The 26208-nt window shown below is 72.4% G+C and carries 26 protein-coding genes; 8 read left to right on the plus strand and 18 right to left on the minus strand.

Annotated features, from left to right (window positions below):
- Positions 1–20: 20 nt before the first annotated feature.
- From ACFYYH_RS22765 to ACFYYH_RS22800, 8 genes are all read right to left on the minus strand, one after another.
- Positions 21–1016 (minus strand): PDR/VanB family oxidoreductase, encoded by a 996-nt coding sequence (locus ACFYYH_RS22765; RefSeq protein WP_388553918.1) that lies wholly within the window; start codon positions 1014–1016, stop codon positions 21–23.
- 6 nt (positions 1017–1022) lie between these two features.
- A complete protein-coding gene (locus ACFYYH_RS22770; RefSeq protein ID WP_388553920.1) occupies positions 1023–1658 on the minus strand; it encodes a 4-carboxy-4-hydroxy-2-oxoadipate aldolase/oxaloacetate decarboxylase in 636 nt (211 codons plus the stop codon).
- Positions 1655–2341 carry an RraA family protein gene (locus tag ACFYYH_RS22775; RefSeq protein WP_388553923.1) on the minus strand — a complete coding sequence of 229 codons (687 nt, stop codon included), beginning with the start codon at positions 2339–2341 and terminating at the stop codon, positions 1655–1657. The genes ACFYYH_RS22770 and ACFYYH_RS22775 overlap by 4 nt, the downstream gene beginning before the upstream one ends.
- A complete protein-coding gene (locus ACFYYH_RS22780; RefSeq protein ID WP_388553926.1) occupies positions 2338–3036 on the minus strand; it encodes an RraA family protein in 699 nt (232 codons plus the stop codon). The genes ACFYYH_RS22775 and ACFYYH_RS22780 overlap by 4 nt, the downstream gene beginning before the upstream one ends.
- Entirely contained in the window at positions 3033–4121 is a 1089-nt protein-coding gene (locus ACFYYH_RS22785) for a hypothetical protein (RefSeq protein ID WP_388553929.1), read from the minus strand. The genes ACFYYH_RS22780 and ACFYYH_RS22785 overlap by 4 nt, the downstream gene beginning before the upstream one ends.
- Positions 4122–4126: 5 nt before the next feature.
- A complete protein-coding gene (locus ACFYYH_RS22790) occupies positions 4127–5164 on the minus strand; it encodes an amidohydrolase family protein (RefSeq protein WP_388554030.1) in 1038 nt (345 codons plus the stop codon).
- 333 nt (positions 5165–5497) lie between these two features.
- Positions 5498–7528, minus strand: coding sequence for an NAD-binding lipoprotein (locus ACFYYH_RS22795; RefSeq protein WP_388553931.1), 2031 nt, complete (start codon positions 7526–7528; stop codon positions 5498–5500).
- 178 nt (positions 7529–7706) lie between these two features.
- Positions 7707–8780 (minus strand): alkene reductase, encoded by a 1074-nt coding sequence (locus ACFYYH_RS22800; RefSeq protein ID WP_388553934.1) that lies wholly within the window; start codon positions 8778–8780, stop codon positions 7707–7709.
- Between the two features lie 129 nt (positions 8781–8909).
- On the opposite strand from ACFYYH_RS22800, the gene ACFYYH_RS22805 reads away from it, so the two are divergent.
- Both ACFYYH_RS22805 and ACFYYH_RS22810 read left to right on the plus strand, forming a co-directional pair.
- Complete coding sequence (locus ACFYYH_RS22805) at positions 8910–9287, plus strand: MerR family transcriptional regulator (protein ID WP_388554032.1); 378 nt, start codon at positions 8910–8912, stop codon at positions 9285–9287.
- 174 nt (positions 9288–9461) lie between these two features.
- Entirely contained in the window at positions 9462–10301 is an 840-nt protein-coding gene (locus ACFYYH_RS22810) for an oxidoreductase (protein ID WP_388553937.1), read from the plus strand.
- A gap of 58 nt (positions 10302–10359) precedes the next feature.
- Here ACFYYH_RS22810 and ACFYYH_RS22815 read toward each other — a convergent pair whose 3' ends face one another.
- From ACFYYH_RS22815 to ACFYYH_RS22840, 6 genes are all read right to left on the minus strand, one after another.
- Positions 10360–10935: a DUF4396 domain-containing protein gene (locus tag ACFYYH_RS22815; protein ID WP_388553939.1), complete on the minus strand. Its 576-nt coding sequence runs from the start codon at positions 10933–10935 to the stop codon at positions 10360–10362.
- Positions 10936–11099: 164 nt separating this feature from the next.
- Positions 11100–11783 carry a DUF305 domain-containing protein gene (locus ACFYYH_RS22820; RefSeq protein WP_388553942.1) on the minus strand — a complete coding sequence of 228 codons (684 nt, stop codon included), beginning with the start codon at positions 11781–11783 and terminating at the stop codon, positions 11100–11102.
- A gap of 93 nt (positions 11784–11876) precedes the next feature.
- Positions 11877–12290 (minus strand): DUF6153 family protein, encoded by a 414-nt coding sequence (locus ACFYYH_RS22825; protein ID WP_388553944.1) that lies wholly within the window; start codon positions 12288–12290, stop codon positions 11877–11879.
- Positions 12291–12802: 512 nt separating this feature from the next.
- Positions 12803–13042 (minus strand): hypothetical protein, encoded by a 240-nt coding sequence (locus ACFYYH_RS22830; RefSeq protein WP_388553947.1) that lies wholly within the window; start codon positions 13040–13042, stop codon positions 12803–12805.
- 93 nt (positions 13043–13135) lie between these two features.
- On the minus strand, positions 13136–14164 hold the full coding sequence (locus ACFYYH_RS22835; RefSeq protein ID WP_388553951.1) for a FecCD family ABC transporter permease: 1029 nt from the start codon (positions 14162–14164) through the stop codon (positions 13136–13138).
- Positions 14165–14307: 143 nt separating this feature from the next.
- On the minus strand, positions 14308–15276 hold the full coding sequence (locus ACFYYH_RS22840) for a FecCD family ABC transporter permease (RefSeq protein WP_388553954.1): 969 nt from the start codon (positions 15274–15276) through the stop codon (positions 14308–14310).
- A gap of 202 nt (positions 15277–15478) precedes the next feature.
- Between ACFYYH_RS22840 and ACFYYH_RS22845 the strand changes: the two genes are divergently transcribed.
- Positions 15479–16543 carry an ABC transporter substrate-binding protein gene (locus ACFYYH_RS22845; RefSeq protein ID WP_388553957.1) on the plus strand — a complete coding sequence of 355 codons (1065 nt, stop codon included), beginning with the start codon at positions 15479–15481 and terminating at the stop codon, positions 16541–16543.
- A 146-nt stretch (positions 16544–16689) separates the two neighbouring features.
- On the opposite strand, the gene ACFYYH_RS22850 is transcribed toward ACFYYH_RS22845, so the two are convergent.
- Entirely contained in the window at positions 16690–17274 is a 585-nt protein-coding gene (locus ACFYYH_RS22850) for a TMEM165/GDT1 family protein (protein ID WP_388553960.1), read from the minus strand.
- Between the two features lie 446 nt (positions 17275–17720).
- Here ACFYYH_RS22850 and ACFYYH_RS22855 point away from each other — a divergent pair, with 446 nt between their 5' ends.
- On the plus strand, positions 17721–18344 hold the full coding sequence (locus ACFYYH_RS22855; protein WP_388553963.1) for a hypothetical protein: 624 nt from the start codon (positions 17721–17723) through the stop codon (positions 18342–18344).
- Between the two features lie 539 nt (positions 18345–18883).
- Here ACFYYH_RS22855 and ACFYYH_RS22860 read toward each other — a convergent pair.
- The gene (locus ACFYYH_RS22860) at positions 18884–19828 is read right to left on the minus strand and encodes a DUF2382 domain-containing protein (protein WP_388553966.1); all 945 of its coding nucleotides are present in this window, start codon (positions 19826–19828) and stop codon (positions 18884–18886) included.
- Positions 19829–20228: 400 nt separating this feature from the next.
- On the opposite strand from ACFYYH_RS22860, the gene ACFYYH_RS22865 reads away from it, so the two are divergent.
- From ACFYYH_RS22865 to ACFYYH_RS22880, 4 genes are all read left to right on the plus strand, one after another.
- Entirely contained in the window at positions 20229–21293 is a 1065-nt protein-coding gene (locus ACFYYH_RS22865) for an NAD(+)/NADH kinase (RefSeq protein ID WP_388553969.1), read from the plus strand.
- 103 nt (positions 21294–21396) lie between these two features.
- Positions 21397–22107 (plus strand): ArsR/SmtB family transcription factor, encoded by a 711-nt coding sequence (locus tag ACFYYH_RS22870; RefSeq protein ID WP_388553971.1) that lies wholly within the window; start codon positions 21397–21399, stop codon positions 22105–22107.
- A 143-nt stretch (positions 22108–22250) separates the two neighbouring features.
- Entirely contained in the window at positions 22251–22979 is a 729-nt protein-coding gene (locus ACFYYH_RS22875) for an SRPBCC domain-containing protein (RefSeq protein WP_388553974.1), read from the plus strand.
- A 214-nt stretch (positions 22980–23193) separates the two neighbouring features.
- Positions 23194–23868 carry an HAD family hydrolase gene (locus tag ACFYYH_RS22880; protein WP_388553977.1) on the plus strand — a complete coding sequence of 225 codons (675 nt, stop codon included), beginning with the start codon at positions 23194–23196 and terminating at the stop codon, positions 23866–23868.
- 146 nt (positions 23869–24014) lie between these two features.
- On the opposite strand, the gene ACFYYH_RS22885 is transcribed toward ACFYYH_RS22880, so the two are convergent.
- Both ACFYYH_RS22885 and ACFYYH_RS22890 read right to left on the minus strand, forming a co-directional pair.
- On the minus strand, positions 24015–25115 hold the full coding sequence (locus ACFYYH_RS22885; protein WP_388553980.1) for a PHP domain-containing protein: 1101 nt from the start codon (positions 25113–25115) through the stop codon (positions 24015–24017).
- A 362-nt stretch (positions 25116–25477) separates the two neighbouring features.
- On the minus strand, positions 25478–26125 hold the full coding sequence (locus ACFYYH_RS22890) for an LAETG motif-containing sortase-dependent surface protein (protein ID WP_388553983.1): 648 nt from the start codon (positions 26123–26125) through the stop codon (positions 25478–25480).
- Between the last annotated feature and the right edge of the window lie 83 nt (positions 26126–26208).

Here is a 26208-nt window from a genome sequence, read left to right on the forward strand (position 1 = left end):
TCTATAGGGAATACGGACCGTCAGAGGTCCAGTGTGAGCAGCCTTGAGGCCGACCGGCCGACGCAGATCATCATCGTGTCGCCGCGCTCCCGTTCCTGGTCCGAGAGCACGGTGTCGTGGTGTTCGGGCACACCGGCGAGCACCTTCGTCTCGCACGAGCCGCAGTAGCCCTCCTCGCAGGAGAACCCCACCTCGGGCACGGCCTCGCGTACCACGTCCAGCAGGGTGCGGTCCGGTGGGACGTCCAGGGTCACACCGCTGCGCCGCAGCTCCACCGTGAAGCCGGCCGCGCCGGGCGACGGGCCCCGGGCGCCGGCGGCCCCGCCGTCCGGCGGACCGTCCGGCGGGGCGCCGAAGCGCTCGACGTGCAGAGCGCCCGGCCTGGACACCGCACACGCCCTGGTGACCGCGCCGACCATGGCCTCGGGGCCGCAGCAGTACACGGCGGTGCCCGGTGGCGCGGCGTCGATCAGCCGAACGACCGGCAGGATGCCCTGTTCGTCCTGCGGCACGATATGGACGCGGTCGCCGCCGACGGCCGACAACTCCTCGGTGAAGGCCATGCTCCGGCGTGAGCGTCCGCCGTAGTACAACTCCCAGGAGGCGTCGGCCGCCGCGGCCCGACGGGCCATCGCCAGGATCGGTGTGACACCGATACCGCCGGCGAGGAAGAGATAGTGCGCCGCGTCGACCAGCGGGAAGTGATTGCGCGGCCCCCGGGCCCGCAGCACGCGGCCGGTCAGCGCCGTGTCATGCACCTCCACCGAACCACCGCGGCCGTGTTCCTCACGGAGCACCGCGACGGTGTAGGAGAGCGGGTCGTCCGGGGGACCGCACAGCGAGTACTGCCGGACCGTGCCGCTGGGGAGCCGCAGATCGATATGCGCGCCCGGTGCCCATGGCGGCAGCCCGGCGCCGTCCGGATCGACCAGGGTCAGGGAGACCACACCCGCGGCCTCCAGGCGCACCTGCTTGACCAGCAGACGCCGGTCCGCGAGGGGGTCGAGATCGTTCATGGCGGCTCAGTCCGTGCCGGCCGGTCGGAAACCGTAGATGTCCAGGGTGAGTTCGCCCCCGGCGATCCGGCTCAGATAACCCGCCTCGGCGGCCTCGCGTGCCCGGCCGCGCTCCAGCACCGACGCGACCGACGCCCACGGAAGCACCACCACACCGTCGGTGTCGGCCACGACGAGATCCCCGCGGCGGACGGTGGCGGCACCCAGGGTGAGAGGGGCGCCGACCGTGCCCGGGTCGTCCTTGACCGTGGTGCGCACCGAGACCGAGGAGCTGAAGACGGGGAACCCGCGCTCACGCAACCGGTCCACGTCCCGCACACCGCCGTCGATCACCAGTCCCGCCACCCCACGGGCCAGCGCGGCCGCCGTGAGCACCTCACCCCAGTAGCCGCAGGCCTCCCGCTGTCCGTCGACCACCAGCACATCACCCGGTCCGGCCTGCTCCAGCGCGAGATGCAGGGGCAGGTTGTCGGCCGGCCCGGTGGACACCGGCAGAGCACGGCCGACGACGGCGGCGCCCGGCCAGACCGGTCGGATCCGCGGTGGCAGGAAGCAGTCCAGCTTCGACGCCTCGTAGAGCGTCGCGGTCCCCAGCCGCAGGAACACGGCGGTGTCCGTGAGTTCGGTCGGCGCGGTCGTCATGCCTGGTTCCTCTGCAGCAGGTGGTAGCCGTGGGCGGCACGCGCCTCGGCCAGGGAGCGGCCCGCGAGCACGTCGTCGACGATGCGCGACTCGCGTTCCTGGATGGTCCGGCAGATCTCCGCGACGTCGTCCTCGACGTCGGGCGGTACGGTGACCACGCCGTCGGCGTCGGCGATGACGAGCTGACGGGGCGCGATCCGGACACCGGCGACACTCACCGGGCGCTGGACGTCCCGTACCTCGACCCGGTCCTTGCCCGTCCGCATGTACCGCCCGCGGGTGAAGAGCGGATAGCCCGTGTCGAGCGCCCGCCGCACATCGCGGCAGACCCCGTCGATCACCGTGCCCGCGATACCGCGGTCGTGCGCCATCGCGGTGAGGATGTCGCCCCACACCGTGCAGTCGGTCCGGCCGCCGTTGTCGAGCACCGCCACATCGCCGGGCCGCATGTCGTCCAGATAGTCGCCGACCGTGCCGGCCGGGCGTCCCGCCGCGGCATACGAGACGGTGTAGGCCCGTCCGAAGATCCGCGCGCCGTCGGACAGCGGGCCGATGCCGAGCAGACAGCCCTCCCTGCCGACACGGTCGAGGGCATCGGCGACGGTGGCGGTCGAGAAGCCGGACAGGGGGTGCGCCGGTCCGCCGGCCACGGCCGGTTCACGGGCGGCGGGATCGCTGGTCATGAGCCGGCCTCCTCGGTGGTCGGGAACTGACTGTCGTGCATGACCTCGGTGACCGGGCGCCCCTGGGCGACCGCGTCGGCCATGGCCGCCTCGCGGGCGACGACGCGTTCGGCGAAGCCGATGACACGGTGGGCGTCGGCCCCGGGCACGAAGACGACACCGTTGCCGTCGGCGACGACATAGTCGCCGGGACGTACGCGGACGCCGCCGAACAGGACCGGTTCGTCCATGGCGTGCTGGACCACACGTCCGCGCGCGCTGACGGGCACCACGGCCCGCGCGAAGACCGGCAGACCCAGCTCACGGCTCTCGTCCGCGTCCCGGCAGGCGCCGTCGACCACCACTCCGGCGATGCCCCGGGCGACGGCGGCCCGGCTGAGGATGCCGCCCCAGCACGACACGTCCAGTCGGCCGTCGTTGGCGATGACCAGGACGTCGTCAGGGCCGGAGATGTCCACGGCCGCGGCGGCGACATGGCCCGCCGGCTGGCCGGAGCGGCGCGCCCCCACCGTGACGGTACGCACGCGCCCGGCCACGACTCCCCGTACCGGCCACACCGGCGCGGGCCCGAGAGCCACCGTGGACAGTCCGTAGGCGTCCAGGGCGTCCGAGACGGCGCAGGAGTCCAGCGCCCGCAGCCGGTCCACCAGGGTGGCGGCCGAGGCGGGCGGCCGCGCCCCGTTCCCCGCTGTCATTCCGCGTCCTGAGGCGGGCCGGACGGTGAGGACGGGCCGGGCTCCGAGGCCCCGGCGGCCTCCGCACCGGTGTGGTCCCGCCAGGTCATGAACGCCATCGCGCAGCCGGTGCCCGCCTCGGTGCGGTAGCACGGTTCGTAGCCCACCAGTTCGGCGGTGAGCGAGGAGGAGTCCAACGCGCCGGCCACCACGATCCAGTTGCGCATCTCCGAGGTCCCCGACCGCAGTACCGCGTCCGGCAGGGAGCGCAGAGAACCGCTGTCCCGGCTGGTCAGCGTCGTGATGAAGGCACGGTCGAGTTCCTCGTCGACGACGAAGTGGCTCAGCCCGCCGGAGGCGACGACACCGACGCGCAGGGGAGCCGGGAATTCCCGGATCGCCTCGCCCAGGGCAACACCGAAGTCGAAACAACGGGCGGCCGACGGGGGGTTCGGCTCCCAGAAGGTGTTCACGAAGACCGGAACCGTCGGCGGGATCTCCTCGCCGCCGAGCACCTGCTCGAAGACGAAGCCCCAGCCGTGCGGGATCCCCGCGTTGCCCCACTCGCCGGGCGGCAGCTCCCTGGACGCGGCCGGGTCGAACCCCGCGGCCGAGGTCCGCTCGATCAGATGCCGGGCCAGCGCGGAGTGCCCCGGACGGACGGTGCTCCCGGCGGGCACGTTCGCGACCTCGGCGACGGCCAGCCCCGGCTTCATCCCGTCCAGTTGCTCCTGGGTGAAGGGCTCGTGCCGCATGGTGTCGCCCCAGTAGAAGGCGAACTGGGGCAGCAGCTCGTCCCCGAACACCTCCTTGTGGTCGCTGCTCACGACCACCAGCACATCGGGTCCGGCCGCCCTGATCCGCCGGCCCAGCTCGTCGATGTCCGCACGGCAGGCGCGGTGGCGCCGACGGCGCTCCTCCAGCTCGCACGCGGCCGCGAACCCCGGTGCGCGCAGCGCCAGCAGTTCGTCGTACGGGTACTCCGCACCGCGGTAGACCAGTGCCCGGTTTGCCCGGTCGGCCGAGGCGCGCTGCCCCCAGTCCTCCGGCGGTGTGTTCAGCAGGGGGCCGTGGGAGGTGCCCACGCCCAGCACGAGCTCGCTCACCCCCCTCACACCTCCAGCCGGAACAGCTTGACGGCGTTCGTCTCGAACAGCGCCGTCCTGTCGTCGTCGGTCAGCCAGTCGATGTCCTCGATGAGCAGATGGATGTCGTCGACCCAGCGGCCGGTCTCCGGGTCCTTCACCGAGCCGGTGCCCGGCTTCTCCGTACCGAACAGACAGCGGTCGACACCGACGGTGCGCAGCAGGAACTCGATCGAGTCGCGTGTGTAGAGGCAGGTGTCGTAGTGGAGGCGGCGCAGGCGCTCCTCGAAGGTGGTGCCCGCTCGCAGGGACGCCGGGTAGAAGCGGCCCTTCTGATAGGGCACGGCCCCGCCGCCGTGCGACACGACGATCTTGAGTTCCGGGAAGTCGTCGAGGACGGAGGACTCCAGCAGCCCGGCCACCGCCAGGGTCTCCTCCTGCACGAAGTGGAGCGAGTAGCTCTCCCTGGCCGGGGGCCGGCAGGCCGCCGAGTGGATGACGGCCGGAACGTCCAGTTCGCAGAGCGCCTCCCACACCGGGTACCAGAAGCGGTCCCCGATGGCCGGCGGCTGGCGCAGCCCCTCGTACGGGTCGGTGTTCAGCGTCGCGCCGACGAAGCCCAGGTCATTGACGCACCGGCGCAGTTCACGGGTCCACGCGACCGGATCGAGGTCCATCGACTGCGGCATCCCGGCGATGCCGCGGAAACGGCTGTCCACCTCGCAGCACATCGCGATGACGTCGTTGGTCTCCGCGGTGAACCACTCGACCAGATTGGCCGGGGTCTCGCTGTGCATCATCTGGAAGGGCCGCGGCGAGATGAACTGGATGTCCACCCCGGCCTCGTCGAGATGGCGCAGATGGGAGATCTTCCCGAAGCTCGGATGCGGCGCGTTGAGCGCCTCCACGACCTGCTCCCTGGTCACCCCCGAACGCCCGCGCCCATGAGCGCCGCGATGGGAGAGAAGTCCGGCTTTGTACGCGTAGAGCTTGTCAGGCGCGGTGACATGCCCGTGGACGTCGATATAGATGGCGCTGCCCTCCTTGTGACCGGAACGGGCGATGCCCGCCGTGGCCGGTGGAGCCGCTCAGGGTTCCTGCCCGGGTGTCCTGAACCATAGGGACGGTGAGCTCTGTGCGGAATAGGTCGCACGAGAATTCCTCATGGCGGTACATGAGGGGGCTCGGGAGTACGGGGACAGCTCGGGTCTCCGCGTCGCGCCGCGCTGATGGGCGGCGGGTAAATGCGTACCGACGCGGAGGAAACGTGCACCGATGCGATGGCGGTCGGCCGTTAGTGCGTCACATTAGGCGAGATTTCGGTCAGTGGACCGGTTAGGTACGAACTTCGCCATCCCGGAGAGGTTTCTGAAGCCGGTTCAGCGGTCGGGCGGTTCCTACGCCTCGGTGTCCGCCCGTCCGGGGCCCAGTTCTCGCGTGTCCTGGCCGGCGGCACCGGCGGCACCGGCGGCACCGGCGGCACCGGTGGGGCCGGTCGGTCCGGTCGGTCCGGTGGTGACGACGACCACCTGGTCCTCGGCGCTCCACTCGCGCCGCTCGCCCTTGTGCGGGTTGAGCCGGACCCCGTGGTCCGGGGACATCGTCCGCCGGTCGTGACGGCGGTAGCCGATGGCGCATTCGCCGCGCTCACGCGCGGCCGCCACGACGGTGGCGAAGGTGGCCTCACTGCCCGGCCGGATATAGGTCCCGGCCTGCCGCAGGCAGATCGAGCTGCCGTCGGCGGAGAACAACTCGTCGAACACGGCTGCCAGATGCCGGTTCTGCGCGATCTGCGCCATGAGCAGTCCGGTCAGCTTTCCGCTGACGATGACGTCGGAGCCGGGGTTGACGGGTGCCAGGGGCCGGTTGCGGTCGTCGGTGAGTTCGGTGACCACGCGTGTCTCCCGTCCGGTGCGCTCCTCCAGCAGCCGCAGGGCCAGCAGGGTCACCAGCGTCCAGTCGTCGGGGCGGTCGGGCCCGACACCCGGATCGGGGCCGAGGACGACCAGCCCGTCGTACGGGGCGAGGTCGAGCCCGAGCAGGGTCTCGGGCCGCGACAGGGCGGCGGACCGGAACCGCACGGCCAGTCGGCCCGCCGTCGCCGTCGCCGTCGCCGTCTCCGGGTCCGGCTCCGGTTCCCGAGGTCCGGGCACGGCCCTGTCCGTGACCACGTCCAGAACGGAACCCGGCCGGGCCGTGCGCCGCAACTGGCCGACGACGAGGGGCGCCCGCCGATTCCAGCCGAGCAGCAGCAGGCGCGCGGCACCGTCCGGTGGTGGCGGGGCCATGGCGATCGCCGACGGGTCGACCAGGTGCCGGCAGTCCTCCAGGAGCGCCGTGTCGTCGTCGCGGGTGAGGACGATCAGACGGCTCCCCGGCGCGACGACGGTGTCGGCGGGCGGATTGAGCAGCGTACTTCCCTGGGGGGTGAGCAGTCCGACCACGCAGGAGTCGGCATGGCCCAGCAGGGCCGCGCCGAAGGGGCCGCCGTGGAACGCGGTCGCGTCGGCGAAGTGGAACTCGTCGCCGGCGAAGTCGAGCAGTTCGCGCAGGACGAGCGAGAGCCCGGGGCGGCCGACGCACTGCGCGATCAGCCGGGCCGTGACCGTGTCGGTCTCCAGCACCGTGCCGCGTGGGCCGGCTGCCAGCCGGGCCGGTGCACGGTAACGGTCGTCCCGCACCGCGGCCAGCACCGGCGGCCCCTCCGCCCCCTCGCCGAGGACCGCTCGCAGCGCCAGCAGGATCCGCAGCACCTCCGCGTCGGCCGTCGGTTCCCCGGACGGCAGTACGAGCACGGTGCTCGCCGTCCGGGGGCTGACCAGCGCGAGTACGCCGGGGTCGCTCGCGGGACCGCTGCGGCAGATCAGCCGGTTACGTCCGGCCGGACCGACGTGGGCGGCCAGCGCCTGTTCCATCTCGGTCTTGTCCCGGTCGGCGAGCAGGACGACGGCCCGCGGCCGGTGCGGGGCCTGGGCGGCGACCAGCTCGCCCACCACTGTCGTCACCTGGTCCGACCAGCCGAGCACCACGACATGGCCCTGCTCCAGGACTGTCGAACGACCACGGCTCAACTCCGCCATCCGCTCGGCCAGGCCCGTGGTGATCACCCCGACAAGGGTCGACACACACAGCAGAGCGACCAGCCCGAGCAGGGCGGACAGCACCATGCGCAGCGGTGTGCCGGTGACCGCCCCCAGACGCAGCGTCTCCGCGCTGGTCCGCCACGCCGCCGTCAGCCGGCCCGACAGCGACCGGGGCGAGCCGGGGTCCGTCCACACCAGCAGCGTGCTCACCGGCACGACGACGGCCAGACAGGTGATCACCAGCCAGCCCATCAGGGTGCCGGTACTGCGGGCCAGCGTACGGTCGAACCGGTAGCGCGCCCGGTCCTGCAAGGAAACCGGCGGCCGCCCCTTCGGTCGTCCCACTCCCACCCCGCCCCTTGCCCTGTACCGCGCACCCCGCGATGAGGCGGGTGCGACACCGTTCGGCCCGCCACCGCACCATGCTGCCTCCGGCACCGGAACACGCCGTATTCGAGAGGCGATTCATCCTTTCGGGCACGCCGCGGGGACCGCTCGTCGGGCCGGTCGGCGCGGACCGGAGTCAGGCCGCGTACTGGTGGGCCGGGTAGGTCAGGTAGCCCGCGTCACCGCCCTGGTAGTACGTGGCCTCGTCGACGGGGGCGATCGGGTGTCCGCCGCGCAGCCGCTCGACCAGGTCGGGGTTGGCGATGAAGGCGCGGCCGAAGCTGATGAGGTCGGCGCCCAGGCCGAGCCAGTGGTCGGCGTCCTCGCGGCCGGTCTGCTTCGGTCCCATCGGAAGCACCGGGTTCATGACGAGGGTGCCCGGCCATGCCCGGCGCAGCGCGACCAGCGACTCTTCGTCGGCGGTGGCTTCGAGGTGTACGTACGCCACCCCGAGGCGGGCCAGTTCGGTCAGCAGCGCGGTGTAGAGCTCGCGCACGTCGGTCTCCTCCACTCCCCAGAACGCCGCGCCCGGTGAGAGCCGGATGCCGGTCCTGGCCGCGCCGACGGCCTCGACGGTGGCGGCGGCGGCCTCGACGGCGAACCGGATCCGGTTGGCGACCGGACCTCCGTAGCGGTCCGTGCGCAGGTTGGCGTTGGACGAGAGGAACTGCGAGATCAGATAGCCGTTCGCGCCGTGCAGTTCCACGCCGTCGAAGCCCGCGTCGACGGCGCGGCGGGCGGCCTGGGCGTACGACTCCGCCTGCTCGGGCACCGCGGCGGTGTCCAGGGCGCGCGGCGTCGGGGCGGGCCGGGGCCCGGCCGGGGTGAACACATCGCCGACGGCGGGGACGGCCGAGGGACCGACCGGCCGCATGCCGGTGGTGTCGGGATGGGAGACCCGGCCGCCGTGCATGAGCTGGGCGAAGATCCGTCCGCCGTTGGTGTGGACGGCGGCGGTCACGGGGCGCCATGCGGCGACCTGCTCGTCGGTGTGCAGTCCCGGCGTCCCCGGACCGGACTGTCCGATCGCGCTCGGCTGCACCCCCTCGGTCACGATCAGCCCGGCCGTGGCCCGCTGGGCGTAGTAGGCAGCCATCGACGGCGTGGCCAGACCGCCGGCGGCGGCCCGGACCCGGGTCATCGGAGCCATGACCACCCGGTTGGGCAGCGTCAGGCCGCCGAGCCGGTAACGGGTGAAAAGAGTTGTCACGTCAGGACTCCTTCGCGGTGCGCGGCGCCCGGACCTCGGGCACGGCAGTTACGCTAAAACCTCACACCGATGTCAGAGGCAAGTCCTGTGGCGCGGGACACAATCGCGGGACACAACCAGGAGGTCTTCGTGCGGATCGGGGAGCTCGCGTCACGGGCCGGGGTCAGCGTCCGGTCCGTGCGCTACTACGAGGAGCAGGGCCTGCTCGCCAGCGTCCGCAGCCCCAGCGGGCAGCGGCACTACACGGACGACGAGGTCGAGCGGGTCGCGTTCATCCAGCGGCTGTACGCGGCGGGCCTGTCCAGCCGCACCATCATCGAACTGCTGCCCTGCGTCGACGCGCCCAGCGAGGAGAACTCCGACTCCGCGCTGGAGCGGATGGCGCAGGAGCGCGAGCGGCTCTCGGCGCATATCGCCGACCTCGTGCGGACCAGGGACACGCTCGACGGGCTGATGGCCACAGCCCGTACCTACCGGGAGGAGTTGCGGACGGCTGTGACCGGCTGACCGGCCGGTGGACAGGGTGGGGCCCGGGGTCTCCCGGCGGTGCGGAGCGCCGGCCGGGAGCCGGCTCGAACCGCTCCAACGGGCAGCAGGTCCCTCCGCCCGGCATGCTGAAAGTCCAGGCCGGGGAGCGGACCCCGCTGCCACGGCACTGCCCGGGACTCTCAGGAGGTCGTCATGCGGGTGTGGTTCATTACCGGTGCTTCCCGTGGATTCGGACTGGAGATCGCGCGCAAGGTCCTCGACGCCGGAGACGCGGTCGTCGCGACCGCGCGTGATCCCCGTACCGTCCACGACGCGCTGCCGGACGCCGGGGACCGGCTGCTGGCCGTGCCGCTCGATGTCACGGTCGAGGAGCAGGCGCGGCAGGCCGTCGACGCCGCCGTGGAGCGCTTCGGACGGATCGACGTTCTGGTCAACAACGCCGGACGCGGGCTGCTGGGAGCCGTGGAGGAGGCATCGGCGGACGAGGTGAGGGCGATTTTCGAGACCAATGTCTTCGGTCTGCTGGCCGTCACGCGCGCCGTACTGCCGGTGATGCGGGGACAGCGCGACGGGCGGATCATCAACATCAGTTCCGTCGGCGGTTTCGCCGCGGGGACGGGCTGGGGCGTGTACGCCGCGACGAAGTTCGCCGTCGAGGGTCTGAGCGAGTCCCTGCGCACCGAACTGCTCCCGCTGGGGATACTCACGACGGTGGTCGAGCCGGGGGTCTTCAGCACGGACTTCCTCGACTCCAGCTCGCTCCACCGCGCCGGACAGGTCATAGCCGACTACACCGAGACGGTGGGCCGCACCCGTCAGTGGGCGGAGGAGAGCAACCACGCCCAGCAGGGCGACCCGGTCAAGGCCGCCGAGGCCATCGTGACCCTCGTGGCCATGGACGACCCGCCGAGCCGGCTCCAGTTGGGAGCGGACTCCGTCGCACGGGTCGAGGCGAAACTCGGCCTCGTGGCCGAGGAACTGACCCAGTGGCGCGAGCTGGCCCTGTCGACGGCACACAGCGGCGCGGGTTAGACGAAAACAGCGGCGCGGGTTGGACGAAAAGTCCACGACCCCGCGAGTTCCGGGGCTCTCAGTGGTAGGCGTGGACGACGGCATGGCCCTTGCCGCGGGAGATCAGCCACCGGTTGACCGGCACGGTGAGGACGAAGGCGACGGCGAGCGAGAACGCCAGGGCGCCCCAGAAGAGAGCACCGTCCAGCCCCGCGTGCATGGCGCCGGGAACGGTGAGCATCACCGTGTTGTCGACGATCTCCATGACGGCGATGGAGACGGTGTCCGCGGCCAGGGCCACCTTGAGCGCCTGGCGCAGCGGCAGCCCGGCACCGAGGACGCCCCGCATGGTCAGCGCGTAACCGAAGACGAACGCGAGGGCGATGGCCAGGGCGATGGTCGCCCCGTTGGACAGGCCGGCCGCCGTGCCGATGACCATGCCCAGGACCTCGCCGATGGCGCAGCCGGTGAGGCAGTGGAGCGTGGCCTGCGCGGCGGTGCGCCAACTGGTGCCGCGGCCCGAGCCGCCGGAGTCGCCGGAGTCGCCGTGCCCGGAGTGCCCGCCGTGCCCGTGGTTCTCCGGGTCTCCGCCGTGCCCGCCGTGCCCGCCGTGCTCGGGGTGCTGTGTCTGCGGATGGTGCGTGTGGTGGTCCATGGCAACCTCCGTCGAATGCGGTCCGCCGTTCGCGTTCCTCTTCTCCCGACCCGAACCATATACCCCACGGGGGTATTCCTGAAAGCTGCTTCCGCCGGGGAGAAACCGGGGGCCGCGCCTCGGCGCGGCCCCCGGCCCGACGGCTCGGGCCGCCGCCCTCCCGGCTACCTGTCGAGAAGCCCCTTCATCCGGGTGATCTCGGCGCTCTGGGAGGTGATGATGCGGTCGGCCATGTCCTTGGCGGCCGGGTGGGAGCCCTGTGACCGCTCGGTCTCGGCCATGGTGACGGCGCCTTCGTGGTGCTTGACCATCAGCTTCAGAAAGGCGGTGTCGAACGCCGCGCCGGACGCGTTCTCCAGCGTGGACATGTCGTCGTCACTCATCATCCCCGACATGGCGTGTCCGGAGTGGTCCGCGCCGTCGGCCGGTACCGGCTCTCCCCAGCCCTTCAGCCAGCCGGACAGGGTCCTGATCTCCGGGTCCTGCGCCTTCTTGATCTCGGCGGCGAGTGTCATGACCTCCGCCGCCGAGGCCCGGGTGGTGGCCAGATCGGCCATCTCGATCGCCTGCCGGTGGTGCGGAACCATGCCCTGCGCGAACGCCACGTCCGCGGCGTTGTGGGCCGCGTCCGGCGTCGGTGCCGACGGTGAGGCGGAGGAGGGGGACGATCCGTTCCCGTGGCCGGAGTGACCGGCGGAGCCGTTGTCGTTGCCGCCGCACGCGGCGAGTGCCAGCGCCGCGCCGGTCACGGCCAGGGCGGTCGCCGTGCGCCGGGCGAGCTGACGGGCGGCGGTGGGCCGGTCGGTTCGCCGGTCGGCGGGACGTGCGGGGTGAGGGAATGAGGTCATGGTGAAGCGACTCCTGTGCGAAGAGGGGGGTTTCGAGGGCATGCCGAAGGCGGCCGACGGCCCGGGGAACGGGGGAGCGGCCGCGGGGCGGGCCTATATGCGCAGGAGTTGCAGTTCGCTCAGGGACGGCGGAGCCCGGTCGTCGGGCGCCGCGCCGGGGACCCGCCCCGGTGCGCTCGCGGGCTCGGGGAGGCCCGAGGGCAGGGAGGAGACCGCCAGGGCGGACAGCGCGGGCCCGGTACTGGTACCGGTCGCCGCGCAGGTGCCGTCCGCGTGATCGAGATGGCCGCCGCCCTCATGATCCGGCTGTACGCAGTCCCGCGCCCCGGCCGGCATGACATGGACGAACGACGGCACATGGGCGGACGACGGCGTCGTGTGTGCGGCCACCATGGCGACCGGCGCCAGGCCGTGCATCGCCAGCACTCCGGCCACCACCGCCAGCACCAGCGGCAGGAGGACCCGCACCCGAGGGGGCCGGGTCGCACCGCGTGGTGTCCATCCCATGTGATCATCGTAGACATCGGGAGGCTCACCGCGTGACGCGGGGGAGTCCGGGCGAGTCCCCGGCGGACGACCAGGGAACGGCCGGGTCCCGGTTCTCCCACCGGGCATCGGCTCGCCCGCCCGTCCGGGGCGAGGCGGCCCGCTCCCTCCCGTCCGACCCGTAAGGACGCACCCGTACGGCATCCAGAACGCACCCGTACGCCATGTGTAGGAGGACACCACATGGTCGGCGACCGTGTGCGTGGTGCCTGTGTGCCCGGCCGCATGGACCGGCATAAGAGCCATGACCCCGGTGGGGCACCACCACAGCCTGGGGAGCGGATCGCCGTCCGGGCCCGGATCATCCGGCGCGTCGGGACCGTGCGCCGAGGGACCGTGCGCACCGAGCGCGTCGAGAACGGGCGCGGCGACGGTGTCCCACAGTCCGGCGAGCACATCGGCCATGACCGTGTCGGCGGCGGCACGCTCGGCCAGGGAGGAGTCCGCCGCGGTCCTTCTCTCCCTGGCCTCCATCAGCCGGAGCGCCTCCCCGAGCAGTGAACGGCGGTCGGTCCCCAGCGGCACCAGTCGCGCCGCGGTGCCCGGGGGGTGAGCTGGGCGATGAGCGACACCGCCGTGCGGTACCGGCGGAGCGCCTCCTCCCCGCGCCCCGCCGTGGCCGCGACGGTCGCTGCCGCGCGGGCCGAGCGCGGCCGGTCGGCCACCGCCGTCCGGGGATCGTCCGCGACGGAGGCACGGCCGAGGAGCGGCACACCGGGGAGCGGCCGGCCGGCTCGTACCCGTGCCGCGCACCGGCCGTCAGCCCACGGATCTCCCCCAGTAACCGAAGCGGATATGACACACCGTCACCGCGGCTGCGCGCTCTTCCGTTCCCTCGACAGCAGCCACAGCAGATAGACCCCGCCGAGGGCGCCGGTGACCAGCCCCACCGGGATCTGGAAGGGGGAGAGAAGACGCTGGGCCAGCAGATCGGCCGTGGCGAGCAGAAGCGCTCCGGTGACCATGGCCGACCCGAGGGGAGCACCCGGGGAACGGGTGATCCTGCGGGCGAGTTGGGGGGCCGCCAGCGCGAGAAAGCCGATGGGTCCCGCCACGGCGATGGCGGTGCCGGCCAGGGCGACACCGAGCAGCAGCCCCGCCGCCCGGACCCGGGTGGTGTTCACCCCGAGGGCGCCCGCGGTGTCATCCCCCATCTCCATCAGCCGCAGCGGTCTGCCGGCGGCCAGCGCCGCCACCGCGAGCACCGGCAGGACGAGCGCCAAGGGGGTGACCTGTGGCCAGGAGACGGCGTTGAGACTGCCGAACGTCCAGGCCTTGGCGCTCTCGGCCGACTCCAGATCGGCCCGGGTGATGAGGTAGTCGTTGACCGAGGCGAGCATGGCGCCGACGGCGATACCGGCGAGCACCAGCCGGTTGCCGGAGACACCGCGCGGGGCGGTGAACCCGTACACGGCCGCCGCCGTGACCAGACCGCCCAGCACCGAGCCCGCGCCGATCCCCACCCCGGCCCCGCCGCCGCCCGCCAGGATGACGACGAGCGCGCCGCTGGTGGAGCCGGTGGTGAAGCCGATGACGTCCGGGCTGCCGAGCGGATTGCGCGACAGGCTCTGGAACAGCGCCCCGGAGAGCCCGAGCGCCGCTCCGACGAGCAGGGCCGCACAGACGCGCGGCAGCCGCTGGCCGACGACGATGAACCGGTCGGTGCGGGAGCCGCCGCCCGCGAGCACGTCGAGGATCTGTCCCGTGCCGATCCGGTAGGTGCCGGTGAAGAGGGTGAGTGCCCACACCGCCGCGCAGGCCAGCAGCAGTACGGCCACCACGGCGGCGCTCCGGCCCGAGCAGCGCAGCGCGATGCCGCCCGGGAGGCGCAGCACCCGGGCCGGCGCGACGGTGCCACGGCCCCGGGCGCGCTGTGCGGAGAAGCGGCGAGAGAGGGAGTGGCGAGAAGAGAGGGAGCGGCGAGAAGAGGGGGAGCGGCGAACGGCGGGGCGTCGTGGCGTCGGGCCGTCGAGGGCGTTCACGAGGAGACCTCCCGGCGCCGGACGACGAGCCACAGCAGAGTGGGAGCGCCGATGAACGCGATGACGATACCGACCTCGATCTCGCCCGGGGGAGCGATCACCCGCCCCGCGATGTCGCCGGCCAGGAGCAGTACGGCCCCTCCCGGCAGCGAGAACGCCAGCAGCCGGCGCAGATCGGGCCCGAGGAGCAGCCGCAGCACATGCGGAACGACCAGTCCGACGAAGGCGATCGGCCCGGCGGCGGCGGTCGAGGCACCGCACAGCAGCATGATCGAGAGAAAGCCCGCCGCACGGACCCAGGGCACCCGCAGCCCGAGCGCCGCACCCGTCTCGTCGCCCAGCGCGAGGGCGTTGAGGGACGGGCCGAGCGCGAGCGCGATCAGCGTTCCGACGGCGACGAAGGGGACGGCCGCGGTCAGCGCTTCCGTACCGCGGTTCTCCAGCGAGCCCACCACCCAGAAGCGGTACGAGTCGAACGCCTCCGTGTCGAACATGGTGAGGATGCCCGTGCAGGCCCCGAGACTCGCCGACAGCGCCGCCCCCGCCAGGACGAGCCGGGTGTGATGGTGGCTCCGGGTGGCGCCGGAGGTGAGGGTGTACACCAGCAGGGCGGCCAGGACGGCTCCGGCGAAGGCGAACCAGACGTAGCCGGACACGCTGGTGACCCCGAATCCGGCGATCGCGACCACCACCGCGAAGGAGGCGCCGGAGTTGACCCCCACGATGCCCGGCTCGGCGAGCGGGTTCCGCGTGATGGCCTGCATGACGACACCCGCCAGGGCGAGCCCCGCGCCGACGACGACCGCGAGAACGGTACGGGGCATCCGCAACTGCCGGACGATGATGGCCTCCGGGCTCCCGTCGTCGCGCAGCAGTACACGCCACATGGTCCCCAGGGGGATGCCCCGCGCGCCGACCCCCAGACTGACCAGGACGAGCAGCAGCACGACACCGAGACAGACCACCAGGGCGACGAGCAGCCGCCCACGCCGTCGCGCACGTCCCCGGCGGCCAACCTCCCCGGGAGCGCCGTCCCCTGGCTCCTCGGGCTTCCGTGCGCCGTCCGGCGGCTCCCGGTATCCGGAGCGCGTCCCTCCGGATGTGTGATCTATCGCATCACTGCCATACCTACTCATCGACACTTAGGGAAGCCTAAGCTCATCACTCGTGTACCGCTTCCGTGATCTTCCTCTCACCCGTGCCGTCAGCGGCTTCGCCGTCGCCTGCGCCCTGCTGCTCAGCGGCTGTTCCGCCGGTTCGGGCGACTCCACCGCCGCCGCACCGGCCGACGGAACGAGCGCCGCGCCGTCGGCGGCGTCGGCCCACACCGCGCCCCGTACCGTGCCCAAGGGCATGGGCAGCGGCAAACCCGACGGCGAATTCCCGCGTACGGTCAGCCACTTCGAGGGCAGGACCACCATCGAGGCCGAACCCGAGAAGGTCGTGGTCATCTCCACCGGCCAGGCCGACGCGCTGCTCACGCTCGGGACCGTGCCGGCCGGCTCCACCCGGGGCGACGGCGCGGACCTCGTACCCCGCTATCTGACCGAGGACTTCCCGCAGCACGCCGCGCAGTTGGCGAAGGTCGTCGATGTGGGCTCCCGGGTGGACCCCGATCTGGAGACCATCGCCACCATCGAACCCGATCTGATCCTGATGAACACCGCGGGCAAGAACGCCAAGAGCCTCTACACCGCGCTGAGCGAGCTGGCACCCACCATCGCCACCCAGGGCACCGGGCTCTACTGGAAGCAGGACTTCCTGCTCGTCGCCGACGGGCTGGGCAGGACCGCGCGGGCGCAGTCGTTCCTCGACGACTTCCACGCCGACGCCGTCGCCCTGGGCAAGGCGGTCGGCACACCGGTCACGGTGTCCTTCCTGCGGCTCAACGGGGACCGGCTGCGGGTCTTCGGGGTGCCTTCCTTCACCGGCGGTATCGCCGAGGACGCCGGGCTCGGCCGGCCCGAGAGCCAGCGCTTCGACGAGACGTCGGAGGACATCAGCAACGAGCAGCTCGACCGGGCGGACGCCGACTGGCTGTTCTACGGGGTCCAGGACGCCGGGGCCAAGTCGTCGGCGCTCACCGGGGCACCGCTGTGGCCGACCCTGTCCGCCGTCGTCGGGAAGACCGCGATCCCGGTCGACGACGACGTCTTCTATCTCAACACCGGGCCCACGGCGGCCGGCGACGTGCTGGCCGTTCTGAAGAAGCACCTGGTCACGAACGGCTGACACGGCGCGGGCCGCTCCGGCCCGTACTCCCGACCCGCCCGACCCGCCCGCCGTCGCGCCACGGCGGGCGGGTCCCACGCCTCCGAACGGCCGAGCCCCCGCCCGGGACAGGGCGGGGGCTCGACGCCTTCCGGCGGCCGGAGCCGTCAGCCCACGAAGATCTCCACGACGGACCAGACGGCGAGGCCCAGCATGCACACACCGCCGATGCGCTGGACGGTCCTGAGCGGGACCCGCGTCGCGATGAAGCGGCCCGCGAGCAGTGCCAGCGCCGAGACGGACATCAGCGCGGCGGCCGAACCGATCGCGGTCGACCAGGTGCCGTTGCTGGCGGCGAGGTTGGCGGTGGTGATCTGGGTCAGATCGCCCCACTCGCTGATGAACACGGCCATGAAGGCCGTCGAATAGACGGGCCAGAAGCCGGTGACGGTCTTCTTCGGGTCCTCCTCGTCCTCGTCCCCGCCACCCCCGCGGAGCAGCATGAACGCACCGAAGGCGAAGAGCAGCGCGGAGACGAGCCGGACGATCCAGTCGGGAAGGAGTCCGATGAGACCGCCCGCCCCGACGGCGATGGCGACATGGACGACGAACGCCGTCGAGGTGCCGAACCAGACATAGAGCGGACGCATACGCGTGCCCATGGCCAGGGACGCGAACATGGTCTTGTCGGGGAGCTCCGCTAGGAAGATCAGCCCGAAGGCGGTGACGATCGCCAGGGGGTCGAGAGACATTCCGGGTGGCTTTCTCTGAGGGCCGGACCCGGGTCTTCGCGAAGCGCCGTGAGGAGCAGGAGGACCACTCGGCCCGGCACGACGGCGCACCCGCGGGACACGGGTACGTCAATGCCTGACCGAAGGTCTCGCCCGCCCGCCGGATCGACGGGCCCGGCCACCGGGAGCCCAAGGGCTCCAGTGTGTCGACGACCGGTTCGCGGGGCTACTCCCCTTCGCGGTCACCAAGGCTACCCCACCCGGAAGAGTGACCGTGGACCGGTACGTCACCGGTCCCGCGGCCCGTGCGCCACCGGGCCGCGCCCCCGCCCCGGGCCCCCCACGGGTGTACGCCGGACGGCCCTGCCCGGTGGCCCGGTATCGGGGTCTGTCGTGTAGTGGGTGCTGTGGCCGCGATCTGGCGGTCGGAACGCTGCCCCCGGGGCGGCCGGATCTGAGGAGCCTCTATGAGGAGCAACATCAGAACAGCCACCGCTGTGGCCGCCGCCGTGCTGTGCGCCGCGGCGCTCGCCGGATGCTCGGACAACGGTGACAGCGGTTCCGCTTCCCGTGCCGACTCACCCGCGGACGTCGCCGCCGCCACGCACACCCCCTCCGGTACGACGAGTCCATCGGTGAGCGCGTCCGACGACGTGGGCACGATCTCGGCCAGGAGCGGGCCCCTCGGAACGATCCTGGTGGACGACAAGGGCCGTACGCTCTACCTCTTCGAGGCCGACACGACCAAGGAGTCCACCTGCAAGGACGGCTGCGCCAAGGCCTGGCCCCCCGGACTCGTCACGACCGGGGCGCCCAAGGCCGGCACGGGCGGTGTGAAGGCGAACCTGCTCTCCACCACCACCCGCAGCGACGGCACCAAGCAGGTCACGTACAACAACCACCCGCTGTACCGGTTCGAGGGGGACAAGAAGCCGGGCGAGATCAACGGCCAGGGCCTGACCGCGTTCGGCGCCAAGTGGTACGTCGTCGACTCGGCCGGCAAGGCGGTCACCACGCCGGTCTCCAGCACCAGCCCCAGCGCGAGTCCCGGTGAGAGCGCCGGCCCCACGGCGAGCTCCAGCGAATACTGACCGCCGCCCATGGGCCCGACAGCTCGGAGAAGCCGTGCCGCGCTCGCCCGGCACCGGCCGGGCGCCCCCGGCCGCGATCCTCGGCGCCGTCCGTGTGACCGGCCCGGCCGGCTGTTCCAACAGCAGGGTCTGCGCCAGGCCGACGGGCTCCACCAGGCCCTCCCCGGGTCCGGCGTCCCCGTCCGGCGGTGGAGAGGATCAGGTCACCGTCGACACCTTCGCCTTCCGGCCCGACGCCCCCTGCCCGACACCCCCTGAAGGATCCCCGCCCACCCTCCGCTGACCTCGCGCGGAGCGTGATGAGAAGGCCCCCGGCTCACTACGGCAGAGCGCGACCGCGCCACCGATGAGCCGGATGAGCCGGGCAGTGCCCTCGCACTCCCAGGACCTCGCCCCCGCCGACCGCGCGGAGGCAGTCGTGGGGGGCGAGGCGTGCGGGGCCGGTGGATCCGGTCTCCAGGGCCCGGTGTCCCCGGGGCCAGGGCCCGGTCTCCAGGGCCCGGCCTCCAAGGCCCGGTGTCCGGGGCCCGTCGGCGGGCTCAGCGCCGGGGGCCGCGCTTGCCGCCCATGTCGGGGCCGCCCTGGTCGGTGTCGTACTCGATCTGCTCCTTGCGGACGTCGGCGGAGACCTCCCGCTGCTCGGTGACCTTCTCCGTCTCCATCCGCACGCGCTCGACGGGAATGGTCTCCTTGCTGATGACCGGCTGCTCGGCGTGCAGGGTCACCTCGGTCTGGGCCTCGCTGATGGGGGAGCGGCTCATACGGGAGCGGTCCTCGGGCGAGATCGCCTCATGGATGACCCGGACCTCTTCATGGCTGAGCGGCACCGAGGTGGTCACGCTCTCGGTCACGACGACCTTGCGCAGCCGCGCGTGGCCGACCTCGTGCTCCTCGGTGCTGATGTGGAGCTGTTCCTCGCTGCGGATCAGTTCCTCGGTCCCCAGGTCCTTGCCCTCGGCGGAATCGGCTCCGCGCGTTCCGGCCATGGGCCGTCCCCGGCCGCCCGCACCGGCCGCCGCGGGCATACCGGCGCCGGCCGGCATACCGCCCCGCGCTCCCGTACCGCCGGGCGCCCCTGCGCCCGTCCCCATGCCGGTCCCCGTCGGTGTGCCCGCCGCCGCGGGGGTACCCGTGCCCTCGGCCATGCCCAGGCCCGAGCCCGTGGTCGCCAGACCGTAGTGCTCGTAGAGCTGCTTCTCCTGGGCGGGGTCGAGATGCTCGTCGGCCGCCAGGCGCGGTGCGTCCTTGACGGTCTCCTTGGCGTACGGCACATGGATGTCCTCACCGGCGCGACGGGCGCCGGACAGCGGGACGAGGCTCTCGTTCAGACCGAACAGACCGGTCTTGACGGTCACCCACTCCGGGCGGCCCGTACGGTCGCCCACATAGACCTGGCCGACGTTGCCGATCTTGTCGCCGTCCTTGTCGTACACGGGCAGCCCCGTGAGCCTGCTGGGGTCGTTGAACACGCCATCGGCTGACATCAGCGATCACTCCTCGCGTGGGGGAAGCGCGTCTGCGGGATTAACCCCTCACGGTCAGGCGCGCACGAGTCCATCGCGCCTCTGTCCGGCAGTGGCGGCAACCGGTGGAGACCCCGGGCTCCCGCACGGCACCGCCCCCGTCCGCTGTCCGAGCAGCATGCACGGCGCATGGCACTGTGTTCAGAATATCCGCCATTCGGGTGAATATGGGGTAATTGGCACGGATTCTTCCGTGGTCGTCGCTGGTAGTCCTTCATCCGGCGGCGCCTCACCGCCGAGACCCCCGGATCCCACCCGCGTTCCCGCCCGCGTTCCCTCCCGGATCCCCGCCCGGATCCCGGGAGGACAAGGACCGGACGTGGGGGCGGATCGTGACGCACGGAGTACGGAGAGCGCGAACATGGCTGTGAAACGAATCGGTCTTGTCGTCCACCACGGCCGCGGCGAGGCCGTCGAGGCGGCCCGCGCCGTCCACGGCTGGTGCCGCGCGCACGGCGTGCCCTACAAGGAGATCGATGTGTGGAAGGCGCACGAACCGCGCCACGGCAGCCAGGAGGAGGCGTCCTCGGCGGGCAACCCCGACCTTGTCGTCACCCTCGGTGGCGACGGGACCTTTCTGCGCGGCGCGCGGATCGCGGCGGAGAACGGCGCCGCCGTGCTCGGGGTCGACCTGGGCCGGGTCGGCTTTCTGACGGAGGTCCCCGCCGACAAGGTCACCCGCGCGCTGGACACGGTCCACGAGGGGCGCGCCGCGATCGAGGAGCGGATGACCCTCACCATGCGCGCCTCGCGCGCGCTGGAGATGCCGTCGGGCATGGAGGCGCTGCTGCGCTACGGCCGCGGTCCCGCGCTGCCGCCGCCGCATGTGCGGCCCGACACCCGGGAGAGCGAGGGCTGGGGGGTCGCCCTGGACATCACCGCCGTCAACGATGTCGTGGTGGAGAAGCTCGCCCGGGACCGGCAGGTCAATCTGGGGATCTATATCGCCGGCCGGCTCCTCGCCTCGTACTCCGCGGACGCGGTGATCGTGGCCACTCCCACCGGCTCGACCGCGTACAGCTTCGCGGCCGGCGGCCCGGTGCTCTCCCCGCACATGGACGCCGTGGTCTTCACCCCGGTGGCCCCGCACATGACCTTCAGCCGTACGGTCGTGGCCGCTCCCGACGAGCCGGTGGCGGTACGGGTGCTGCCCCACTCGGGGGAGGCGGCACTCAGCATCGACGGCCAGCTCCGGGGGGTGCTGGACCCCGGGGACTGGGTGGGTGTGTACGGGGCCGAGTACCGGCTGCGACTGGTCCGGATGGGTCCGACCGACTTCTACACGAGGCTGCGCGAGCGCTTCCGGCTCACCGACGCGCCCGCCACCGCGGCCGACGGTGTGGCCTCCCCGCTCTTCCGGCCGGACAGTCCGGTGCCCGCCGATCTGGCCCGGCTGCGCCTCCCGCCCCGTCCCGCCAGCCCCTGAGGCGCCCCGTACGGCCCTCCGTGCGCCGACTTACCGAACCCACCGGCTTACCGACAACTCAATCGCTCTGGACAAAAATAACTTTCGGTGAGACGGTGGAGCCATGTTGGACGTGACCGTGATCGAGGACGCGGCGGCGGCAGCCGTCTCGCTGGACCCCATGAGGGCCCGACTGCTCGCCGAACTGACCGCCGGACCCGCGTCGGCGACGATGCTCGCCGGGCGGGTCGGACTGCCCCGGCAGAAGGTCAACTACCACCTCAAGACACTGGAGCGGCACGGACTGGTCGAGCTGGCGGGCGAGCGCAGGAAGGGCAATGTCACCGAGCGGCTGATGCGGGCCACGGCGGCCTCGTACGTCATCTCGCCGATCGCCCTGGCGGCCGTGCAGCCCGATCCCGGCCGCTTCCGTGACCAGCTCTCCGCGCGCTGGCTGCTCTCGGTGGCGGCGCGGCTCGTACGGGACGTGGGCACCCTGATCACCGGGGCGGCCAAGGCCCGCAAGGGACTCGCCACCTACGCGCTCGACGGCGAGGTGCGCTTCGGCTCGGCGGCCGACCGGGCCGCGTTCGTCGAGGAGCTGACCCGTGGCGTCGGCGCGCTGATCGCCAAGTACCACGACGAGCACGCCGAGTCCGGCCGTGACCACCGGATCGTCGTCGCGCTCCACCCCACCGTCAAACCGGCCGGCTCCGTGACATCCGGCGGCACCGGGCCGGCCACGGTCGAGCAGGTGTCCGCCGTCGAGCGGGCGCCCGCCACCGAGCAGGTGTCCGCCGTCGAGCGGGTGCCCACCGTCGAGCGGGCGCCCTGAGAAGACCCGTCGTCCAGGAGGAGCGCGACAGGACACCGCTCACGGTCGTCCCGTCCCGTGCGTGTCCCTCCGCTGTCCCGTACATCGTCGCTGTCCAGTACATCGTCCACGCGCCCCGGCGCGGCTGAGGAGTACGCACCATCATGTCCAAGGAATTCGAGATCGTCCGTGAGTTCGAGGTCGACGCGAGCCCCGAGCAGGTCTGGGAAGCGGTCACCACGGGTACGGGGGCCTGGCTGTGGCCCATGGAGTACGAACCCCGTGAGGGCGGTGCCGCCCCGTTCGGCGGCACCGTCGCCGCATGGGATCCGCCGAGGCGGCTGACCGGCCTGGTCGAGGACGTGGAAGGCATCTCGCAGCAGACGCTGAACCAGGTCGACCATCACATCGAGCCCCGTGAGGGCGGCGGTTCCTGGGTGCGCTACGTGCACAGCGGCATTTTCGTCGACGACTGGGACAACCAGTACGACGGTGCCTCCAAGCACACCGACTTCTATCTGCACACCCTGCGGGAGTATCTGCGGCACTTCGCCGGGCGGCCCGTCACGTTCGCGACCACCGACGGTCCCGCGGCCTCCGAAGCGCCGGGCGCGTTCGAGGTGGCGAGCCGGGGACTCGGGCTGGCGGACGACGCGGCGGTCGGCGAGACCGTACGGGTCGAGGTGCCCGGTGAGGCGCCCGTGGACGCCGTCGTCGACTACCGCGACGCCTACTTCGTCGGGCTCCGCACCGATACGGCGATGTACCGGCTGTTCGGCAGGAACCACTTCGGCGCGCCGGTCGGGATCAGCGTGCACGACTTCGCCCCCGGCGCCGATGCCAAGCGGATCGAGGGCGCGTGGCGGAACTGGCTCGACGCGCTCTACGCGTAGAGCCCGGCGGTCCGGCCCCACGTCCTCACCGTGCGGGAAGCCCGACGCCAGGTGCCCGGCGTCGGGCATCCGACGCCCCGCGCCAGGCTTCCCGCACCGTGAGGACGCGCCGAAGCGGTACGGGATGAGGCCGTCCCGGCCGGGGAAGGCGGCATGATCGAGGCGCTGCTCCAGGCCCGGGGCCCTGGGGCCCGACCGAACGGGAGCGACACCCATGGCCACGCGCGCGGCACTGTTCGATGTCGACGGCACGCTCGTCGACACCAATTACCTCCATGTGACGTCCTGGTGGGAGGCGTTCCGCCAGGCCGGTCACACGGTGCCGATGTCCGCGATCCATCACTCGATCGGACTGGGCGGGGGCGATCTCATCGCGCATCTCCTCGGCGACGAGCGGGACCGCGATCAGGACGCCGTGATCAGTGCCGCGCACACCACGCTGTACGCGACCTACTTCGACCGGCTGCCCTCCCTGGAGGGGGCGGCCGATCTGCTGCGGTCCCTGGACGACCGCGGCTGGCGAATCGTACTCGCCACCTCGGCCGGCGAGCCCGAACTGACCGCGCTGCGCAGGGCGATCGACGCCGACGAGGTCATCACGGCCGTGGTCGGCGCGAACGGCACCGCGGTGGGCAAACCCGCCCCCGACCCGGTGCACCGGGCGCTGGAACTGGCCGGGGCACCGGCGGAGCAGGCCGTGTTCGTCGGAGACACCGTCTGGGACATGGAGGCGGCGTCGAGAGCGGGTGTCCGCGCCGTCGCCCTGCTGTCGGGCGGCATTCCCCAGACCGCCCTGGAGTCCGCGGGCGCCGAGGCGGTCTACGAGGACCCGACCGCGCTGCTGGCCCGTCTCGACACGAGCCTGTTCGCGGACCTCGACGGCCGCTGAACACCCAGCGCGATTGCCGGTTCCACCGGCACGGGCCCCGTGTCACGCGGGAGGTGTACCCGCCCGTGCGCCGGTGGCCGGGTCCCGTCCGTGTCACCGTCCGTGTGACCTGGGTTTGTCACCGCGTCCATTCCGCCCCGAGGGCGTCAGCGGGCCTCCTCCCCGGGCGGGGCCCCGCGCGGCCGGGCCCGGTGCGGCGGGGCCTCGCGGGTCCGGGTCCACTCCCGCAGTTCCCCGGCCGTCCAGGTGTTGACGACACGGCCGGCCGGTACGCCGCACTCCTCCGCCCGCGCACAGCCGAGGAGCTGCCAGTCGAGCTGTCCCGGCGCGTGGGCGTCCGTGTCGACGGCGAAGAGGACCCCGGCCGCGACCGCCTCGCGCAGCAGCCGACGGGGCGGGTCCAGCCGTTCGGGGCGGCTGTTGATCTCCACCGCCGTGCCGGACTCCGCGCAGGCGGCGAACACCGCCGCCGCGTCGAACTCCGACTCGGGCCTGCCGCCCTCCCGCCGTCCCCGCCGGCCCGTCCCCCGGTGCGCCGTCAGCAGGCGTCCGGTGCAGTGCCCGAGAACATCGGTGAGCGGATCACGTACCGCCTCGACCATCCGCGCGGTCATCGACGGGGCGTCCATCCGGAGTTTCGAGTGCACCGACGCGACCACCAGGTCCAGCCGGTCGAGCAGCTCGCGCTCCTGGTCCAGTGAACCGTCCGCCAGGATGTCGCACTCGATCCCGGTGAGCAGCCGGAACGGAGCCCACCGCTCGTTCAGCTCCGCGATCACATCGAGCTGTTCGCGCAGCCGCTCGGCCGTCAGCCCCCGGGCGACGGTGAGCCTGGGGGAGTGGTCCGTGAGCACGGCCCACTCATGACCGAGCGCGGCGGCCGTCCGCCCCATCGCCTCGATGGAGCTGCCGCCGTCCGACCAGTCCGAGTGCAGATGGCAGTCCCCGCGCAGCGCCGCGCGCAGCGCCTGTCCCCGGTCGGTGAGCGGCGCGGCCGCCTCCCGCTCCAGCCGTTCCAGATAGCCGGGCACGGAGCCCGCGACCGCCTCCTCGACGACCTCGGCCGTGCGGGGGCCGATGCCGCGCACCCGGCCCAGCGTGCCGGCCGCGGCACGGCGCGCGACCTCGTCGGGGGGCAGGCCCGCCACCACCTCGGCGGCGGTACGGAACGCCCGGACCCGGTAGGTCTCGGCCAGTGAGCGTTCCAGCAGGAAGGCGATCCTGTCGAGAGCCTGCACCGGATCCATGGCCGCCCCCAATGAGTCGGTCGCGTCCCATGAGTCGATCGTGTCCCGCCCATTGTCCGCGCCGGCCCGGCGCCGCGCATGGCGAGGCCCCGCGGACGCCGGACATGGCGAGGCCCCGCGAACGGGGGATGCCGCGGGGCCTGCCTAGACCGTTGCTCGCCGTTCACCGTGGTCCGGTGCGACGACGCGAACGCCTCCCGCCGTACGGAGTCCGGGCGCCGCGCCCCAGGCGGGGCCTGGTGGGTGCGGTCGGCCGTTCCATGCCTCTCGGCCGGATGAGTGCCGTCCAGGCCGCCGGGTGTTGGCGGTGAAGGAGTGGACGGCTACCGGCGTGGCGACGGGGTGGTGCGTGGAGCGTCAGGTCAGTTCTGTACGGTACGACGCTTCCGCGCGGCCCACATGATGCCCGCTCCGGCGACCACCACGACAGCGGCGGCACCGGCGATCACCGGCGTGGCGCTCGAGGAGCCCGTCTCGGCGAGGTTGTCCCCGGCGGGGCTCGGCTGCGACGAGGGAAGCGCGGCCTCCGAGCTGGCGGGCGCCTCGCTCGGCGTGGCCGGAGCGGTCTCCGTGGGAGCCTCCTCGGAGGGGGTCTCCTCAGGGGTCTCCGACGGAGCGGGAGTCGTCGGCTCCGAGGGCGGCGGGGTGGTTCCCTCGCAGACCGGGGCCGTCTTCGTCTCGTCACGGTTGAACTGGTCGCCGTCGGCCGCCTTCACGACCAGACGGACGGACAGCTCGCTCGTGTGCTCCGGAAGCGTGAGCTTCTTGTGGAACTCGTTCTTGAAGCTCTCCGTGGGCAGCAGGTCCTTGCCGTCCACGGTGACCGTCACGGTGTTCTTGTCACTGTTGCCGTAGGCGGTCAGGTCGAGGCTGACCTCGGAGCACGTCACCGCCCAGGTGGGCGTGTGCGCGAACGCCGGAGCGGCCGACAGAGCGACACCGAGCGCACCCGCCGTCGCGACTGTTATGAGGGCGCCTCTGCGCCGCCATGATCCGCTGAATAGAGTCACAGATTCCTCCGCTTTAACCGCGCCGCCCACGATGACGGCGCGCGCGCACAGTACCGCCATCGGCCATGACCTCATCAACCGCC

It is taken from the genome of Streptomyces sp. NPDC002018, from assembly GCF_042890865.1.
GTDB lineage: Bacteria > Actinomycetota > Actinomycetes > Streptomycetales > Streptomycetaceae > Streptomyces.